The following is a 17,352-nucleotide window of genomic DNA, read 5'->3' as shown; positions in this document are numbered from 1 at the left end:
GGGAGCGAACAGACGTGGTGGACGTCCTCACCTTGGTCGAGCAGGCGCGGCAGGGGCGGCCGAGGGCCGTGGCCCGGCTGATCTCGCTCGTGGAGGGGGCGTCCCCGCAACTCCGCGAGGTGATGGCCGCACTCGCGCCGCTGACCGGCGGCGCGTACGTGGTCGGCCTCACCGGGTCGCCCGGCGTCGGCAAGTCCACGTCGACCTCGGCGCTGGTCACCGCGTACCGCAAGGCGGGCAAGCGGGTCGGCGTCCTGGCCGTCGACCCGTCGTCGCCGTTCTCCGGCGGCGCCCTGCTCGGCGACCGCGTCCGTATGTCGGAGCACGCCTCCGACCCCGGCGTCTACATCCGCTCCATGGCCACCCGCGGCCACCTCGGCGGCCTCGCCTGGGCCGCCCCCCAGGCCATCCGGGTGCTGGACGCGGCGGGCTGCGACATCGTCCTCGTCGAGACCGTCGGCGTCGGGCAGTCCGAGGTCGAGATCGCCGCGCAGGCCGACACCTCCGTCGTGCTGCTCGCCCCCGGCATGGGCGACGGCATCCAGGCCGCCAAGGCCGGAATCCTGGAGATCGGCGACGTCTACGTGGTCAACAAGGCCGACCGCGACGGAGCCGACGCCACCGCCCGCGAGCTGAACCACATGCTCGGCCTCGGCGAAGCCCGCGAGGCGGGGGACTGGCGGCCCCCCATCGTCAAGACCGTCGCCGCGCGCGGCGAGGGCATCGACGAAGTCGTCGAAGCCCTGGAGAAGCACCGCGCCTGGATGGAGGAGCGCGGCGTCCTGGCCACCCGCCGCCGGGCCCGCGCCGCCACCGAGGTCGAGCACATCGCCGTCACCGCCCTGCGCTCCCGCATCGGCGACCTCCGCGGCGACCAGCGCCTGGACTCCCTCGCCGAGCGCGTCACCGACGGCACCCTCGACCCCTACGCGGCGGCCGACGAACTGATCGCCGGCCTCACCTCGAACGAGCCCCGGGACCTCTCCTGAGGACTGAGGCGCTGAGGCGCTGAGCCCCTGAGCCCCTGGGACCCGCGGGGCTACTTCTCGCGGACCGTGCGGAGGTGGTCGGCCACCGGGGCCATGGCGCGGCGGTAGGTCGCGAGGTCCTCCGGCGCGATGAGGTCGATGAAGTGCGCGCGGACCGCGGCGACATGACGGGGGGCGACCTGGCGCATGGTGGCCCAGCCCTGGTCGGTGAGGACCGCGTAGAGACCGCGGCGGTCGGACTCGCAGTTCTCGCGGCGGACGAGACCGGCCGCCTCCATGCGGGTGATCTGGTGCGAGAGGCGGCTCTTGGACTGGAGCGTGGAGCGCGCCAGATCGCTCATGCGCAGCCGCCGCTCCTCGGCCTCGGAGAGGTTGACCAGGATCTCGTAGTCGTTGTTGGTCAGGCCGAAGGACTGGAGGTCCCGCTCGAGTTGGTACATGAGCAGCCGGCTGACGTCCAGATGGATGCGCCAGGCGCGCTGCTCGTCCTCGGTGAGCCAAGCCGTAGCGCTTTCAGCTTCTGCTGTCACGGTCTCCATAGAGTGAATTCTACCGGCGGTCACACCGCGGATGATCGTCAGGGTAGCGGGACGGTCACCGTCCGAAACGGCCCTGCCCGGGTGCGCCCGCGCCGGGGACGCCGGGTCCGGCCTGTCCCGGCACGCCGCCGGTGTCGACCTCGGCCATCAGCGTCTCGGTGGACTGGAGCAGCACCTGCCCCGCGCCGACGAACTCGAACTGGTGCTCCTCGCCCGACGCCCCGCCGATCCCGGTCATCGCGCGGATACCGCCGAGGACACCGCGCAGATACGCGTGGTCGTAGTGGTGGCAGGGGGACGGGCAGTCCGCCCAGCCGACCAGCGCCTGCGGGTCGACCCGGATGGGCGGCTCCACGAAGTGCACCGCGCCGTTCGACGCGGCCACGAACTTCCCCGTGCCGATCAGCGTCAGAAAGCCGGGAATGATCGACTGCTTGAGCGCCAGCGTGGGCTCGAAGGCCAGCAGATTCCCCGACCTGATGGTCAGATTGCCGTCCTCCAGATCGTACGAATTGATGTCGTACGACCGGTCGGCGAGCAGCATCTTGCCGCGCCCCTGCGCCACCACCCAGTCCGCGGCGTGCAGCGGCGAGTGGAAGCTGGTGGCGACCAGCCGGTCCAGCGGGCCGTGCCCGATCGCGTGGAAGTCGACCTGCCCGTAATAGGCGATCATCTTCCCCTTCTGGAGGAACCACTGCCCGTCCAGCTCCACGCAGAAGGCGTACGGGTTGACGTTGTCGTTCACCGGCAGCGTGTACGGGTCGTACACCACGGGACCGCCGCTGTCGCCCGGCGCGCCGCCCGGTACGCCGCCCCCCGGAGGGCCCCAGCCCATCGGACCGCCGCTCACAGCTTCTCCTCCGACGCCTGTACGTAGACCATTCCCTGCCCGGACAGCTCCAGTTGGAACGCCTCGCCCGAACCGCGCCCGACCATCTCGCGCCAGCCGAGCGCCGCGGACAGCTTGTTGCGTACGTCGCCGCGGTGGGCGACATACGCCTGCGGGTCGACGTGCACCGGGCGCTGCGGGGCGATGGGCAGTTCGATGACACCGCCGTGCGCCATGACGGCGACCGACCCCTTGCCCTGGAGCGTGGTGGTGAACAGGCCCTGCCCGGTGACCTGACCGCGTATGACGCCCATGACACCGCCCTGCGAACCCATGAACATGGTGCCCTGCCGGAGCGAGCCGTCGAAGGCGAGCAGCCGGTCGGCCTCGACGTACAGCGTCTCGCCCGCGAGGTCGATGGAGTGGATGTGGTGCCCGCCGTGCCCGAACATCACCGAGCCGTCGCCCTCGATGGTCATCAGCGGCGTCGCCTCGTTGGCGACCCGGCGGCCGATCATCGACATCACACCGCCCTGCCCGCCGGTGATGCTCGGCGTGAAGGAGACCTCCCCGCGGTACGCCAGCATCGCCCCGCGCTGGCTGAACATCCGCTGGCCCGGGGCGATCGCGGCCTCCACCATCTTGGAGTTGATCCTGGTGAACGGCATCAGAGCTGACCCCCGATCGTGGTGCGCTCGCTGGGCTGCACGTACACCAGCCCCTCGCCCTCGAAGCGGATCTGGAAGCTCTCGCCCGACCCCTCGCCGATCACCGTGCGCCAGCCCACCGACTGCTGGAGCTGCTGCCGCAGATTCCCGGTGTGCGCGATGTACGCGCCCGGGTCCACGATCAGCGGCGTCGCGGCCGACACCCGCAACACGATCGCGGGCCCGTCGGACATCACGGCCGCCTGCCCGGTGCCCTCGACGGTCGTGGTGAACAGGCCGTTGCCCTGCGAGGCGCCGCGCAGCCCGGTGAAGGTGGTGCCGGTGCGCAGCGCGGAGTCGGTGGCCAGCAGATTGCTCGCCTCGACGTACAGCTTCTCGCCGTTCAGCCGGACCAGATTGATCTCGGTGGCCCGGTCGGCGAAGTAGCACGTGCCGTGCCCCTTCACCTCCATGACGGCCATCGACTCACCGGTGATCCGGCGGGTGACCAGGCCGCGCAGGCCCTCGCCGCCGCCGGTCATCTTCTTGAACGTCATCTCGCCCTCATAGGCGACCATCGCGCCGTTCTTCGCCTTGACGGTGTCGCCGGTGAGGTCCACGGCGAGCACCCGGGTGCCCTGGAGCCGGAAGCGTGGCATCGCGGATCAGACGCCGTCCGCCGTGGACCGCTGCCGCACCGGCAGCGGCGGCTTGGGCGCGTGGTCGCCCGGCACCTCGCCCGCGGCCTCCTCGACCTCCAGCAGCGACGCGCTCCGGCGCTCGGCCTCGAACGCCTTGTGGCCGCCGCGCAGCCCGAACAGCCGCTTGCCGAGCAGGATGTAGAGGACGGCCAGCACATTGAGCGTGATCGTGGCGACCTTGAACCAACTGACCCGCTCGGTCAGCTCGTAGCCCTCGATCGGCAGGAACGCGGCGGTCGCCACCACCGCCAGATACTCCGCCCAGCGCTTGCCCCACCACAGGCCGAAGCCCTCGATGATCTCGATCAGCGCGTACGCCAGCAGCAGCGCGGCGACGAGCTGGAGGGTGGAGTGCTTGTAGTCGAAGGTCTTGCGGATGGTGTCGACGACCGGCGAGTGGTCCAGGTCGTAGTGGAAGTGCTCGGCGACCGGCTTGAAGACGGTGAGGTCCTTCTCGAACAGGTCGCGCACCGCGTTCTGCGAGTTGCTGAACCGCCAGACCGCCCAGGCGGCGATCAGGACCAGCAGGCCGCGCAGGATTCGCTCGACGGCCAGGAAGCGCAGGATGAACAGGTCGCGCAGCGCCCGGCCGCGCGGCACCTCGGGGGCGCGGTCGGCGGGGCCGGCGCCGTGCGGGTCGCCGAGGACGAAGTCGCCGCAGCGCAGACAGCGCCACACCGTGCCGACGGCGGTGCTCGCGTGCAGCTTCTGCCGCAGGTGGTTCTCGTCGGGCGCGTAGGTGATGTGCCCCTTGCGGGCGCAGTGCCGCCGGTCCCAGTCCATCGTCATCGTGTCTCGGTCCCCGTTGGGTGGTCGGTCAGGTCGTGCGGATCACGTCGTGCGGGTGGTGCGTACGGGTCGTGTCGTGGACAGGGACGCTATCGCCCGCCCCGCGGTTTCCTACCCCCGGGGCGGACCATCGATACGGGCCGGTGATAATGGGGTGGTCTTGTGATCACGTTCACAAGCCTGTTTCCCGTCACCGACAGTGAGGTTCTCGTGGACCTGAAGACCGCCACCGCCCTGCGCAGACTCCGTCTGATCTCCGCCCCGGAAGCGGTGTCGTTCCTGCTGCTGATGGTCTGCTCGGTGCTCAAGCGGACCACCGACTTCAACGCGGTGCCCGTCATGGGCATGGTGCACGGAGTCCTGTTCGTCCTCTACGTCGTCTTCTGGGCGGACGCCTGGCGCCGCGCCAGGTGGTCGCCGGCCCGCGGCGCCCTCTTCTTCGTGCTGTCCGTCCTGCCCACCGGCGGCTTCTTCGCCGAGCGGATGCTGCGCCGCGAGTCCGAGGAGTCGGTCGTGGCCGCGCGCGGCGCTCAGGGCGAGGCGGTCGGCGCATGATCGTCGCCTTCTCCGTCACCCCGCTGGGCGTCGGCGAGGACGTCGGCGAGTACGTGGCCGACGCCGTCCGCGTGGTCCGCGAGTCCGGGCTGCCGAACCGTACGGACGCGATGTTCACCTCCGTCGAGGGGGAGTGGGACGAGGTGATGGACGTCGTACGGCGGGCCGTCGCCGCGGTCGAGGCGCGTGCGCCCCGGGTGTCGCTGGTCCTCAAGGCCGACATCAGGCCGGGCGTGACGGACGGACTGACCTCGAAGGTCGAGACGGTGGAGCGCCACCTCTCCGAGTAGCGGAGCGGCGGGGCGGCGGAGTGCCGCGATGGCGGACGCCCGGATGGCGGCGGGCGCCGTCAGCGGCCCGTTGTCCCGCGTGCTCAGAACAGCCCGCCGGTCGTGAGCGCGATCCCCAGCGGCGTCCGTTCGTACAGCACCTGGTGCCCGTAGCGCCGGGACGCCAGCAGACCCGCGTCGCGCAGCACCGCCAGATGCGCGGAGACCGACGACAGCGCGAGGGCGTGCCGGTGGGCCAGCGCCGTCGTGGTGCTGGGCGCGTCGAGGTCGCTGAGGATCGCGGCCCGGTTGGCGCCGAGCAGCGCGATCATCGCGGCGGACGCGGTCGGCCCGGTCTCGGCCCACAGCCCGCCGATGCCGCGCGCCGGATAGACGACGGTGGGCTGCCAGGGCGGGTCGAAGGCGTTGCCCGCCTCGGGCCAGAAGAAGACGCTGGGCACCAGCACCAGCCCCTGGCCGCTGAGATCCGGCAGGTGCGAGGTGTGCCCCGCCGCCGTCAGCGCGCCCTCCGACCAGCTCAGCTTCGGGTGCAGCGCGGTGAACAGCCGCTGCATGCCGCCGTCCGCCAGCCGCCGCGCGTGATAGGCGATGTCCGCCTCGAGCACCGCCCGCAGCCGGGGCCAGTGCGGGGCGAGCAGGGCAGCCCACACATGCTCGTACAAACCGGCCAACTGCCGTACGGTTCCGGCCGGATCGGCGAGCATCGCGCGGCCCCGCTTGCCGTGCTCCGCGCCCGGGGTCTGGGCCAGCGCGGCCTGGATCTGGCGGTGCGCCTCGTCCGGGTCCGTGGCCCGTACGACGTCGAGTTCGTCGTCCAGGGTGCCCAGGGGCGCCTGGGGCGGGGGGTGCAGAAAGTCCGGGGGGTGCCCGTGATCCGGTGCCAGCAGCCACAGCGGAGCCAGGTCGAGACCGGCCGCGGCGGCCCTGACCTGCCGCAACCAGGGCAGGTGGTAGCCGTGTCGGTCCGGCCGGGACAGGGTACGTATCGCCCCCTGGGTCTCCCGCAGCGGTGAGATGGCGAAGCGGCACCGCAGAAGGTCCTCAGCCGCAAATCGCATACGAAACGACATCACGACCCCCAAGATTCGGCTCAGTCCGAAACACTACGATATGCAGTGCTCATGCCACCAGGGTGATGTCATGACAACGGACAGCGAGCACCCCCCACCAGGTGGACGCACCCCATCGCCGACCGGTTCGCAGCCCGCTCCCACCACCCACGGGAAGGGCGACGGCACGCCTCCTACCAGCGGCGCGACCGCCACCGGCGACAGCACCCCCACCGGCTACGGTGCCGTTTTCGCGGTCAGGGAATTCCGCCCGATCTTCGCCGCGCATGTCCTGTCCGTCCTCGGCAGCGTCTTCGCCGAGGTCTCGCTGGCCGTCCTCGTCTTCCGGCAGACCGGCTCCGCCGTCCTCACCGCGCTGATCTTCGCGCTCGGTTTCCTGCCCTACGCGCTCAGCGGCATCCTGCTGTCCGGAATCTCCGACCGGTACCCCACCCGCCGCGTCCTGGTGGCCTGCGATCTGCTCTGCGCGGCCTTCGTCGCGGTGATGGCCGTGCCGGCCACGCCGCTCGCCCTTCTCTTCGTGCTACGCGTGTCCGTCTCGATGATCACACCGCTGTTCACCGGCACGAGGGCCGCCAGCCTGGCCGACATCCTCCACGGCGACGTCTTCGTGCTCGGCCGCTCCCTGGTGCGGATCGTCGGCCAGAGCTCGCAGATCATCGGCTACGGAATCGGCGGTCTCGTCCTGGTGTGGCTGTCGCCGCGCGCCGCGCTGCTGGTGACGATCGGCACCTTCCTCAGCTCCGCGCTGCTGCTGCGCTTCGGCACCCGCGACCGGCCCGCCCGGGTCACCGGGACCGGCGCCATGATGCGCGACTCGATCGGCTCCGCGGGGCGACTGTTCCGCAACGCGCGAATCCGCTCGCTGATGCTCATGTGGTGGGTGCCGCCGATGTTCTGCGTCGTCGCCGAGGGCGTCGCCGCGCCCTACGCGGACGCGGCGGGCGCGGGCTCCGCGGGCTTCGGCATCCTGCTCGCCGCGATGCCCGCGGGCACCGTCGTCGGCGAGGTGCTGGCGGGCACGCTGCTCACCCCGTCCGCCCGCGAACGGATCGCCATCCCGCTCGCCGCCGTCTCGATGCTGCCCTTCGTCTGCTTCCTCGTGCACCCCTCGCTGCCGCTGGCGATCGTGCTGCTGCTGATCACCGGGGTCACCACCGCGTACGCGCTCGGCATCGACAAGTGGTTCGTGCACGACGTGCCCGAGGACATGCGCGGCCGGGCCATGTCGCTGCTCGGCGCGGGGATCATGACGCTCCAGGGCGTCGGCATGACGGTCGGCGGCGCCGTCGCGGAGTGGGTGCCGCCCTACGCGGTGATCGCGGGCGCGGGGATACTCGGCACGCTCAGCGTCGTGCCCGTGCTGCGGTCGGTACGCCGTACGCAGCCGATGGGCGCCGCGGCCAGCCCCGCCTGAGCGGCAACGGCCCTTTCGGGGCTACGCGTTGAGCCCGTGAGCCCGTGGGCCCGTGAGCCCGTGAATTTGTCAGCCCGTGGCCCCCGAGCGTTCAGCGCCGGGTCAGATACGCGTGCATCGCCCGGTGCAGCGTCTTGTTGACCGCGCCCTGGAGCGGCAGCTCCCACTCGCCCACCGTCTCCACCGCCTCCCCGCCGGTGCCCAACTTCCAGCGCAGCAGCCCGTAGGCGCGCGCCGCAGGGTCGAGGCCGTCGGGCACCCCGCGCATGTCGTAGACCGCCGCGCCCATCGCCTGCGCGTCGCACAGCATCCGCCACTGGAGCGCGTTGCTCGGCCGCACCTCGCGGCGGTGGTCGGCCGAGGCACCCGTCTGGTACCAGACCCGGCCGCCGTCCGGCGCGGTCAACAGCGTGTGCGCGGCGAGGAGTTCGCCCTCGTGCCGCGCGGTGTACAGCCGCATGCGGCCCGGCTCCTCGGCGTTGAGCGCCTCGTACTGCCGCCGGTAGTAGTCCAGCGACCGGCCGAGGTCGAAGCCGTCGCGGGCCTCGGTGACCCGCAGCAGCTCGTGGAAGGCCGGCAGCGCCTCCGGGCCCTCGACACCCGTGCGCACACCGCACTTGGCGGCCTTCTTCACGTTGCGCCGCCACTCCTGGTTGAGGCCGGTCCACAGGTCGTCCAGACCGCGCCCGGCCAGCGGTATCTCGAACACCAGCCGCGGCTGCGCGTCCCCACCCTGCCCGTCCTCGCCGCAGCGCCGCCAACCGCCCTCGCGCAGCCGGTCGGAGACCGCCGCGCCCAACGGCTCGACCAGGTCGGGCAGCACGTCACCGACCCGGCGCCCGGGACCCGACGCGTCCTTCAACGTCCGCGCCGTCCACCGCCGGTACGCCAGCGGCGGCCCCATCCGTACCGCGAACGCCCCCGTACCGCGCAGGTGTTCCAGCAGCGGGTCGAGCCAGCGGTCCAGGCGCGGATCGGCCCAGTCCACCGCGGGGCCCTCCGGGAGGTACGCGAACGACCGCCGTACGCCCGGCAGTTGGCGGTACAGGACCAGCGCGGAGCCGACCGGCCGGTCGTGCTCGTCCAGCCAGGCCAAGCTCTCCGCCTGCCAGCCGGACTTCACCCGCGCCCAGGCGGGCGTCTGGAGGAAGCTCGCGGTGTACGGGCCGGGGCGGCGGACGAAGTCGGCGTGCGCGGAGGCGGGCATCGGCAGCAGCCGCAGAGCACCGGTGCCGGTGCCGGTGCCGGTGCCTTTGTCGCTCGCGGCGCGGTCGGAGCCGGAGCCGGAACGCTGGTGAGTGGTCATCGTCAAGGCGTCGTCCTCCGCGCTGCGGGGCGGGCCGGGGCGGCCCGCTCACGAAGGACACGCCCGGCGCGGCCGTCAGGTGACAGAGACTTTTCCGACACCCGCCGTACCGCCCCGCGACTTCCGTCAGCCGTGACCGCCGGGGCAGACTGCGCGTCTGCCCAGGGGACGGGGACCCGCGCGACCAGCCGGTACCGGGCACAGGACGATCAGCGTGAACAGGGGACCGACGGGTGACTTCAGCAGTGGACGGCTCCACGCACCGCAAGGGGCGGCGGGCGCACGCCCGCGACACCAACTCCCTGCGGCGCAGCGGCGGTCTGATGATGGCCGGGTCACTGGTGTCCCGCGCCACCGGCTTCCTGCGGCTGGCGACGATCACCGCAGCGCTCGGCACGGCGGCGGCCGGAGACGCCTTCGGGGTCGCCAACACCGTGCCCAACATCATCTACGCGCTGATGATCGGCGGCGCCCTCCAGTCCGTCTTCGTCCCCGAACTCGTCCGCGCCGCCCGCGAGCACGCCGACGGCGGCCAGGCGTACACCGACCGGCTGCTCACCCTGTGCGCGGTCGCGCTGCTCGCCGTCACCGCCCTCGCGGTGCTCGCCGCGCCCTGGCTGGTCAGCGCGTACGCGCCCGGCTTCAGCGGCGGCCAGCGCGACCTGACCGTGTCGCTGGCCCGCTACTGCCTGCCGCAGATCCTCTTCTACGGCCTGTTCACGCTCCTCGGCCAGGTCCTCGGCGCCCGCGACCGGTTCGGCGCCATGATGTGGACGCCGGTGCTCAACAACCTCGTCGTGATCGCCGTCTTCGGCCTGTACCTCGCGGTCGCGAGCGGGGGCATCGGACACCGGGACGCGCTGCTGCTCGGCCTCGGCAGCACCGCGGGCATCGCGGTGCAGGCCCTCGCGCTGCTGCCGTCGCTGCGCGCCACCGGCTTCCGCTGGCACCCGCGGTTCGACTGGCGCGGCGCCGGACTGACCCAGCCGATGCGGGCCGCCGTGTGGACGCTGCTGCTGGTCCTGGTCAACCAGGGCGCGTACTGGGTGGTGACCCGGCTGTCCACCTCCGCCGGACTGCGCGCGCTGGCCTCGGGCCACTCCACCGGCGTCGGCTACGCCGCCTACAGCAACGCGTACAGCCTGTGGGTCGTCCCGCAGGGCATCGTCACCGTGTCGCTGGCCACCGCGCTGCTGCCGCGCATGAGCCGGGCCGCGGCCGACGGCGACCACGCGGCGATCGGCGCCGACCTCACGCGCGGCCTCACCGTCTCCGGCACCGCCGTCGTCCCCGCCGTCTTCGCCTTCCTCACGCTCGCCCCGCAGATCACCGGCGTCGTCTTCCAGCACGGCGCCACCAGCGAGGCGGACGCGCGCGCCATCGCCTGGATGCTGGTCGCCTTCGCCGTCGGCCTGCCCGCCTTCGCGGGCCAGTACCTGCTCGCGCGCGGCTACTACGCGCTCGGCGACACCCGTACGCCCTTCTTCCTCAACGTCCTCATCGCCGCCGTCAACGCCGCGAGCGCCGCCGCCTGTTACGCGCTGCTCCCGGCCCGCTGGGCGGTCACCGGCATGGCCGCCGGATACGCGCTCGCCTGTACGGTCGGCCTGCTGGCCACCGCCGCGCTGCTGCGCCGCCGCCTGGGCTGGCGGCCCCGCGTCCTGGGCCACCACGTACGGCTCACCGCGGCCTTCCTGCCGGGCGCCGCCCTGGCGCTGCTCACCGCCCACGCCGTCACCGCCCGGCTCGGCGGCGGCCCGGCAGGCGACCTCACGGGCCTGCTGCTGGGCGCCGCCGCCCTGTGCCTGCCCGCGCTGGTGCTGGCCCGGCCGCTCGGGCTCGACCTCGGACCGGTGTCGCGGCTCACGGGAGGGCCTGCCAAGAGGCGCGGCGCGGCCACGGAAGAAAACTCCCGTCCGCCTGTCACATAAGGCCGCCGCCGCGCGTGTAGTTCTGAGGGAGGGAAGAACCACATGACCGCACAGCCAGAACCGGCGGCGGACTTCGACCAGTTCTACGCCGCCACGGCGAAGCGCATGGTGGCCGTCGTCTACACGATCACCGGGGACCTGGGTGAGGCGGAGGACGCCGTGCAGGAGGCGTACGCCAGGGCATGGCAGCGCTGGCCGAAGCTCACCGCGGAGGGCGACCCCGCGCCCTGGGTGCGTACCGTCGCCGTACGTCTGGCGGTGAGCACCTGGCGCAAGGCCCGCAACCGGGTGCGCGCGCACTTCCGGCACGGGCCGCCGCCCGACGCCCCGGCGCTCGCACCCGACCGGGTCGCGCTGATCGACGCCCTGCGCGCGCTCGGCGACGACCAGCGCACCGCCGTGGTCATGCACCACCTCCTCGACCTGCCGGTGGAGGAGATCGCCCGGCAGACCGGCGTGTCCAGCGCCGCCGTACGGACCCGGCTGAGCCGGGGGAGGAGAGCACTGGGGGCCCTGCTCAAGGACGACCCGGCGGACGACGCGGAGCCCGAACCCGCCGCGTACGCGTCCGCCGCCCACGACACCGCCGGTCGCGGCGCTCACGACCCCGCCGGTCGGGACGCCGCCACCGCTACCGCCACCGCCGACGACGCACGCCACACACGTGCGGCGCGCCACCGCACCGAGGAGGTGCCCCTCCATGGCTGACCCGTTCGGCCGCCCGGCCGGTCCCGACCCCCTCGGCACCGCCGCCGACACCCCCGCCGCCGACATGGACACCGACATCGGCTCGGACTCCGACATCGGCCCGGGCTCCGCCGATCCGCTGGACGAGCGGCTGCGCGGACTCGCCCGCGACACCGAGCCGTTGGTCGTACTCGCCGGGGCCCCGGCCGCCCGCAGGCTCGGCGAACGGCGGCGCGCCCGCCGCAGGACCGGGGCCGTGTCGCTGGTCGCGGCCCTCGCGGTCGCCGTCGGCACCTGGCAGTTGCTGCCCGGCTCCGACGGCCCGCGCGGCACCGGCGCGCTGCCGGGCACCGTCGCGTCCACCACGCCCCCGCCGGAGCCGCCCGACCCGGCCGCCCTGGCCCACCGCCTCACCGACGAGCTGCTGCCGCCCGGCGCCCTGCCGTTCTTCCCGGTGGCCCCCTGGAAGACCCTCGCCCCGGGCACCGCGCTCAAGCTCATGGGGGCCTGCCCGGTACCGTCTCCCGCCGGAGACGTACGGGCCGGCGCGGTGCGGCTGTACGGCGCGTCGGCGGGGGAGGAGGCGGAGTACCTGCTCTACGCGTTCACCGACGCCGAGGCCGCCCGCTACCGGACGGAACGGTTCGGCGAGGCGGTGAAGGACACGTGCGGTGTCGAGCTGACCACCGACCTCGGCACGACCGGTGAGGCCGCCGACAGTCCGGTCACCTACCAGGGCAGCAGCAGAACGGGCACCGGGGTGCAGATCCTGATGAACCGGCAGGGCGCCTACCTCGCCGTGCTGCTGATCCGCGGGCTGGGGAACCCGCTGGGCTCCGGGAGCGACTATGCCAACAAGCACCCGCAGCCGATCGCCTGCATCGCGGCGTCGCTGAACCGGCTGACGGAGGCCGGCGCGCGACCGAGCGCTTCCATGTCGCCGCCGGACGTCTCCATCGACGGCACCAGCGGCGGGGTCGGCAGCGGGGTCGGCGGCGGGTCCACGATGTCGCGCGGCTTCGTCGGCGACGGGAAGTCGTGCTGAGCCGCCGCGTTCTGTCCTGACCTCATCCGCCGCCGACCTGCCCGCCGCCGATCCAAACACTCTTCGCCCCGACCACCTCTGACAAGGAACCGACTGCCGTGTACCGCACTCGCATACGCAACCCCCGACCGCGGGCGCTCGCCGTGCCCGCCCTCCTGCTGGCCGTGGCGATGGGCGTCACCGCGTGCGGCGGCCACGACGGCGACAAGGCGGGCGGCTCGTCCGACGGCAAGGGCGCGGGCCGGTCCGCGTCCGCCGACTCCGCCGCGCGGATCACTGTCACACCGGCCAAGGACACCGCGGACGTCGATCCGGCCGCGCCGGTCAAGGTCACCGTCGAGGGCGGCACACTCGGCACGGTCACCGTGACCCCCGAGGGCACGTCCAAGGACGGCGTGACGCCGATCGAGGTGACCGGCGCCCTGGACGCCGCCAAGCACACCTGGACCTCCGACCGCACGATGACCCCCGGCACCGCCTACACCGTCCAGGTCACCGCGGCCGACAGCGCGGGCAAGCAGACCCGTACTACCAGCGCCTTCCGCACCCTGACGGCGGCCAAGGTCAACGGCGTCACCCCGACCCCGCTGAACAACGCGGTCGTCGGCGTCGGCCTGCCCGTCTCCCTCGCCTTCGACAAGCCGGTCACCGACAAGGCGGCCAGGGCGGCGGTCGAGAAGGCGCTCACCGTCACCACCAGCCCGGCCGTCCAGGGCAGTTGGGGCTGGATCACCGACCCGCTGACCGGCATTCAGCGGGTGGACTGGCGGCCGGACGCGTACTGGACGCCGAACACCAAGGTCACGCTGACCGCCAGGCTCAGCGGCATCGACACCGGGGGCGGGCGCTATCTGCGCCGCGACATCCACGACACGTTCACCATCGGCACCGCCCGGATCTCGTACGTCGACCTCAAGGCGCACACCATGCGGGTCACCGAGAACGGCAAGACCGTCAAGAACTTCAAGATCTCCGGTGGCAAGCCCGCCTTCCCCACCTGGAACGGGCAGATGGTGGTGATCAGCAAGCAGTCCACCGTGCGGATGACGTCCTCGTCGGTCGGCATCGCCACCTCCGAGGACTCGGCGGACTTCTACGACAAGGACGTGAAGTACGCGGTCCACATCACCACCTCCGGCACGTACACCCACGCGGCGCCCTGGAACGACGCGATGATGGGCGTGCAGAACGGCAGCCACGGGTGCATCGGCATGCACACCGCGGACGCCAAGTGGTTCTTCGACCGGGCGGTCCGCGGCGACCTGGTGATCACCTCGGGCTCCACGCGCGCCACCGTCGACAAGGGCAACGGCTTCGGTGAGTGGAACCTCGGCAAGGACGCGTGGCGCCGGCTCAGCGCGCTCGCCTGACGAGACACTTGTGCCCACTATGTGACCGACGGGTAGGCTCTTCGCCGTGTCAAAGCCGCTGAGCCTGCCCTTCGATCCGATCGCCCGCGCCGACGAGCTGTGGACCCGGCACTGGGGCGGGGTCCCCTCGATGGGTGCCATCACCTCGATCATGCGCGCCCAGCAGATCCTGCTCGGCCAGGTCGACGCGGTGGTCAGGCCGTACGGGCTGACCTTCGCGCGGTACGAGGCGCTGGTGCTGCTCACCTTCTCCAAGGCGGGCGAGCTGCCGATGTCCAAGATCGGCGAGCGGCTGATGGTGCACCCGACGTCCGTCACCAACACCGTGGACCGGCTGGTCTCCGCCGGTCTCGTCGCCAAGCGCCCCAACCCCAACGACGGCCGCGGCACCCTCGCCTCGATCACCGACAAGGGCCGCGAGATCGTCGAGTCCGCCACCCGCGACCTGGTCGCCATGGACTTCGGCCTCAGCGCCTACGACGCGGAGGAGTGCGGCGAGATCTTCGCGCTGCTGCGCCCCCTGCGGATAGCGGCGGGCGACTTCGAGGAGTCCTGACCTGCGGTCGGCTCCGCGCGTCCCGTCGTCCCCCGACCCGGATGAGCCCGGCATTTCGGGGCGGCTAGGCTCGATGCCATGAAATCCAGCGTGCTGACCCGCTACCGCGTGATGGCCTACGTGACAGGCGTGCTGCTGATCGCGCTCACCCTGGGCGTGATCGCCAAGTACGTGTTCGACATCAATGGCGCGGGCACCTTCACCAGCGCGGTGGGCTTCGCCCACGGCTGGCTCTATGTCGTTTACCTCGTTATGGCCTTCGACCTGTGCAACAAGGCGAAGTGGCCGATCGGCCGGATGGCCTGGGTGCTGCTGGCGGGCACCGTCCCGACCGCCGCGTTCTTCGTGGAGCGCCGCGTGACGCGTGAGCTGGCGCCGAAGGTGATCCAGCCGGAGAAGCCCGAGCCCGTCAACGCCTGAGCCCGTCGACGCCTGGGCGCGTCAAGCCCGAGCCCGTCAAGGCCGTCATGCCTGGGCCCCGGCCCTCTGAGACCCGGCTCACCCCAAGGGTGAGCCGTGTTCCCATCGACATTTACTAGGACGTCCTAGTAAATTCAAGGGTATGGACTCCCAAGGCATCGAGACAGGCCGCCAGCGCTGGCAGGCACGGTACGACTCAGCCCGTAAGCGGGAGGCCGACTTCAGCACGCTCTCGGGCGACCCCGTGGAGCCGGTGTACGGCCCGCCGGCGGGTGCGGACGTCCCCGGGTTCGAGCGGATCGGCTGGCCGGGCGAGTACCCGTTCACACGCGGACTGCACCCGACCGGCTACCGGGGGCGTACGTGGACGATCCGGCAGTTCGCCGGATTCGGCAACGCGCGGCAGACCAACGAGCGCTACAAGATGATCCTGGCCGCGGGCGGCGGCGGCCTCTCCGTCGCCTTCGACATGCCGACCCTGATGGGCCGCGACTCCGACGACCCCCGCTCGCTCGGCGAGGTCGGCCACTGCGGTGTCGCCATCGACACGGCCGCCGACATGGAGGTCCTGTTCGACGACATCCCGCTCGGCGACGTCACCACCTCGATGACCATCTCCGGACCCGCCGTCCCGGTCTTCTGCATGTACCTGGTCGCCGCCGAGCGGCAGGGCATCGACCCGGCCGTGCTCAACGGCACGCTCCAGACGGACATCTTCAAGGAGTACATCGCCCAGAAGGAGTGGCTCTTCGAGCCCGCCCCGCACCTGCGGCTGATCGGCGACCTGATGGAGCACTGCGCCGCCTCCATCCCCGCGTACAAGCCGCTGTCCGTCTCCGGATACCACATCCGCGAGGCCGGGGCGACGGCCGCGCAGGAGCTGGCGTACACCCTGGCCGACGGCTTCGGCTACGTGGAACTCGGCCTGTCGCGCGGCCTGGACGTCAACACCTTCGCGCCCGGCCTGTCCTTCTTCTTCGACGCGCACCTCGACTTCTTCGAGGAGATCGCCAAATTCCGCGCCGCGCGCCGCATCTGGGCCCGCTGGATGCGCGACGAGTACGGCGCCACCAGCGACAAGGCGCAGTGGCTGCGCTTCCACACCCAGACCGCCGGGGTGTCGCTGACCGCGCAGCAGCCGTACAACAACGTCGTACGTACCGCCGTCGAGGCGCTGTCCGCCGTGCTCGGCGGCACCAACTCGCTGCACACCAACGCCCTCGACGAGACGCTGGCGCTGCCCAGCGAGCAGGCCGCCGAGATCGCGCTGCGCACGCAGCAGGTGCTGATGGAGGAGACCGGCGTCGCCAACGTCGCGGACCCGCTGGGCGGTTCCTGGTACGTCGAGGCGCTGACCGACCGCATCGAGGCCGACGCGGAGAAGATCTTCGACCGGATCAGGGCGCTGGGCGCCAAGGCCGTGCCGAGCGGCGAGCACCCGATCGGGCCGATGACCTCCGGCATCCTGCGCGGCATCGAGGACGGCTACTTCACCGGCGAGATCGCCGAGTCCGCCTTCCAGTACCAGCGCTCCCTCGAAAAGGGCGACAAGCGCGTCGTCGGCGTCAACGTGCACCACGGCTCCGTCACCGGCGACCTGGAGATCCTGCGGGTCAGCCACGAGGTCGAGCGCGACCAGGTCCGCGACCTCGCCTCCCGCCGTACCGCCCGCGACGACGCCGCCGTCCGCACCGCCCTGGACGCCATGCTCACCGCCGCCCGCGACGGCTCCAACATGATCCCGCCCATGCTCGACGCCGTCCGCGCCGAGGCCACTCTCGGCGAGATCTGCGACGCCCTGCGCGCCGAATGGGGCACCTACACCGAGCCCGCCCGCTTCTGACCCGCGGTGGTACGCCGCCGGTCGGGCCGTGGCCTGTCGTCCGTCCGGCGCGCCGTGTAGTCCGTCGTCGTCACGGCCCGTTCCGTTCGCTGTTCGCTGGGTAGCCTCGACATCTCGTGCGCAATCCACCGGCCCTCCAGCGAAAGGACGTTCGTGGCCCTTGAAGCGACCGTCGGCGACGACGGGATGATTCACATCCGCGAAACCGAGCAGCCGGAGATCGTGGCCGTGACCACCCCCGCCAAATGGGAGGCCTTCGTCAAGGGCGTCCGCGCCGGGGAGTTCGACCACTTCGTGGCAGGCGTGGAGACCCCGGAGTGCGGCGCTGTGAACGCGACCCCCTGACGCCGGGGCCGGCCGCCTCCGGC

19 protein-coding genes are annotated in these 17,352 nt (G+C 72.1%); 12 read left to right on the top strand and 7 right to left on the bottom strand.

The window, feature by feature from the left end; genetic code table 11:
* Positions 1-14 precede the first annotated feature (14 nt).
* Complete coding sequence (gene meaB / locus ACIQCJ_RS07695; protein ID WP_355349662.1) at positions 15-989, top strand: methylmalonyl Co-A mutase-associated GTPase MeaB; 975 nt, start codon at positions 15-17, stop codon at positions 987-989.
* Between the two features lie 50 nt (positions 990-1,039).
* Here meaB and ACIQCJ_RS07690 read toward each other — a convergent pair whose 3' ends face one another.
* Genes ACIQCJ_RS07690 through ACIQCJ_RS07670 form a run of 5 tightly spaced genes read right to left on the bottom strand, consistent with a single transcriptional unit; the run spans position 1,040 to position 4,494 of the window.
* Complete coding sequence (locus ACIQCJ_RS07690) at positions 1,040-1,528, bottom strand: MarR family transcriptional regulator (RefSeq protein WP_355349659.1); 489 nt, start codon at positions 1,526-1,528, stop codon at positions 1,040-1,042.
* 55 nt (positions 1,529-1,583) lie between these two features.
* Complete coding sequence (locus ACIQCJ_RS07685) at positions 1,584-2,363, bottom strand: AIM24 family protein (protein WP_391161739.1); 780 nt, start codon at positions 2,361-2,363, stop codon at positions 1,584-1,586.
* Positions 2,364-2,374: 11 nt separating this feature from the next.
* Positions 2,375-3,025, bottom strand: coding sequence for an AIM24 family protein (locus ACIQCJ_RS07680; protein WP_355349656.1), 651 nt, complete (start codon positions 3,023-3,025; stop codon positions 2,375-2,377).
* On the bottom strand, positions 3,025-3,663 hold the full coding sequence (locus ACIQCJ_RS07675) for an AIM24 family protein (protein ID WP_355349653.1): 639 nt from the start codon (positions 3,661-3,663) through the stop codon (positions 3,025-3,027). The genes ACIQCJ_RS07680 and ACIQCJ_RS07675 overlap by 1 nt, the downstream gene beginning before the upstream one ends.
* Before the next feature lie 6 nt (positions 3,664-3,669).
* Entirely contained in the window at positions 3,670-4,494 is an 825-nt protein-coding gene (locus ACIQCJ_RS07670) for a DUF2127 domain-containing protein (protein WP_355349651.1), read from the bottom strand.
* A gap of 210 nt (positions 4,495-4,704) precedes the next feature.
* On the opposite strand from ACIQCJ_RS07670, the gene ACIQCJ_RS07665 reads away from it, so the two are divergent.
* Positions 4,705-5,049: a DUF3817 domain-containing protein gene (locus ACIQCJ_RS07665; RefSeq protein WP_402710971.1), complete on the top strand. Its 345-nt coding sequence runs from the start codon at positions 4,705-4,707 to the stop codon at positions 5,047-5,049.
* Positions 5,046-5,339 (top strand): MTH1187 family thiamine-binding protein, encoded by a 294-nt coding sequence (locus ACIQCJ_RS07660; RefSeq protein WP_189873200.1) that lies wholly within the window; start codon positions 5,046-5,048, stop codon positions 5,337-5,339. The genes ACIQCJ_RS07665 and ACIQCJ_RS07660 overlap by 4 nt, the downstream gene beginning before the upstream one ends.
* 83 nt (positions 5,340-5,422) lie before the next feature.
* Here the strand turns inward: ACIQCJ_RS07660 and ACIQCJ_RS07655 are convergent, their stop codons facing one another.
* The gene (locus ACIQCJ_RS07655; protein WP_355349647.1) at positions 5,423-6,409 is read right to left on the bottom strand and encodes a DUF5937 family protein; all 987 of its coding nucleotides are present in this window, start codon (positions 6,407-6,409) and stop codon (positions 5,423-5,425) included.
* Positions 6,410-6,479: 70 nt separating this feature from the next.
* Here ACIQCJ_RS07655 and ACIQCJ_RS07650 point away from each other — a divergent pair, with 70 nt between their 5' ends.
* On the top strand, positions 6,480-7,826 hold the full coding sequence (locus ACIQCJ_RS07650) for an MFS transporter (RefSeq protein ID WP_391044621.1): 1,347 nt from the start codon (positions 6,480-6,482) through the stop codon (positions 7,824-7,826).
* 91 nt (positions 7,827-7,917) lie between these two features.
* On the opposite strand, the gene ACIQCJ_RS07645 is transcribed toward ACIQCJ_RS07650, so the two are convergent.
* Positions 7,918-9,033 (bottom strand): peptidoglycan bridge formation glycyltransferase FemA/FemB family protein, encoded by a 1,116-nt coding sequence (locus ACIQCJ_RS07645; RefSeq protein ID WP_355349677.1) that lies wholly within the window; start codon positions 9,031-9,033, stop codon positions 7,918-7,920.
* Positions 9,034-9,365: 332 nt separating this feature from the next.
* On the opposite strand from ACIQCJ_RS07645, the gene murJ reads away from it, so the two are divergent.
* The 8 genes from murJ to ACIQCJ_RS07605 all read left to right on the top strand — a co-directional run bounded on the left by murJ (position 9,366) and on the right by ACIQCJ_RS07605 (position 17,329).
* Entirely contained in the window at positions 9,366-11,063 is a 1,698-nt protein-coding gene (gene murJ, locus ACIQCJ_RS07640) for a murein biosynthesis integral membrane protein MurJ (RefSeq protein ID WP_402710970.1), read from the top strand.
* A 42-nt stretch (positions 11,064-11,105) separates the two neighbouring features.
* Positions 11,106-11,771, top strand: coding sequence for a SigE family RNA polymerase sigma factor (locus ACIQCJ_RS07635; RefSeq protein ID WP_402710969.1), 666 nt, complete (start codon positions 11,106-11,108; stop codon positions 11,769-11,771).
* Complete coding sequence (locus ACIQCJ_RS07630) at positions 11,764-12,795, top strand: hypothetical protein (RefSeq protein ID WP_402710968.1); 1,032 nt, start codon at positions 11,764-11,766, stop codon at positions 12,793-12,795. The genes ACIQCJ_RS07635 and ACIQCJ_RS07630 overlap by 8 nt, the downstream gene beginning before the upstream one ends.
* Positions 12,796-12,893: 98 nt before the next feature.
* Positions 12,894-14,165: an Ig-like domain-containing protein gene (locus ACIQCJ_RS07625; protein ID WP_402710967.1), complete on the top strand. Its 1,272-nt coding sequence runs from the start codon at positions 12,894-12,896 to the stop codon at positions 14,163-14,165.
* A 46-nt stretch (positions 14,166-14,211) separates the two neighbouring features.
* Entirely contained in the window at positions 14,212-14,721 is a 510-nt protein-coding gene (locus tag ACIQCJ_RS07620) for a MarR family winged helix-turn-helix transcriptional regulator (protein WP_188282203.1), read from the top strand.
* Positions 14,722-14,799: 78 nt separating this feature from the next.
* Complete coding sequence (locus ACIQCJ_RS07615; protein WP_355349631.1) at positions 14,800-15,141, top strand: DUF3817 domain-containing protein; 342 nt, start codon at positions 14,800-14,802, stop codon at positions 15,139-15,141.
* Between the two features lie 142 nt (positions 15,142-15,283).
* Positions 15,284-16,984, top strand: coding sequence for a methylmalonyl-CoA mutase family protein (locus ACIQCJ_RS07610; protein WP_391044635.1), 1,701 nt, complete (start codon positions 15,284-15,286; stop codon positions 16,982-16,984).
* 153 nt (positions 16,985-17,137) lie between these two features.
* Positions 17,138-17,329, top strand: a complete 192-nt coding sequence (locus ACIQCJ_RS07605) for a DUF397 domain-containing protein (protein WP_355349625.1) — start codon at positions 17,138-17,140, stop codon at positions 17,327-17,329.
* Positions 17,330-17,352 lie beyond the last annotated feature (23 nt).

The organism is Streptomyces sp. NPDC093221 (assembly GCF_044753885.1).
Taxonomy (GTDB): Bacteria; Actinomycetota; Actinomycetes; order Streptomycetales; family Streptomycetaceae; genus Actinacidiphila.
This window is presented reverse-complemented; position numbering and strand designations above follow the sequence as displayed.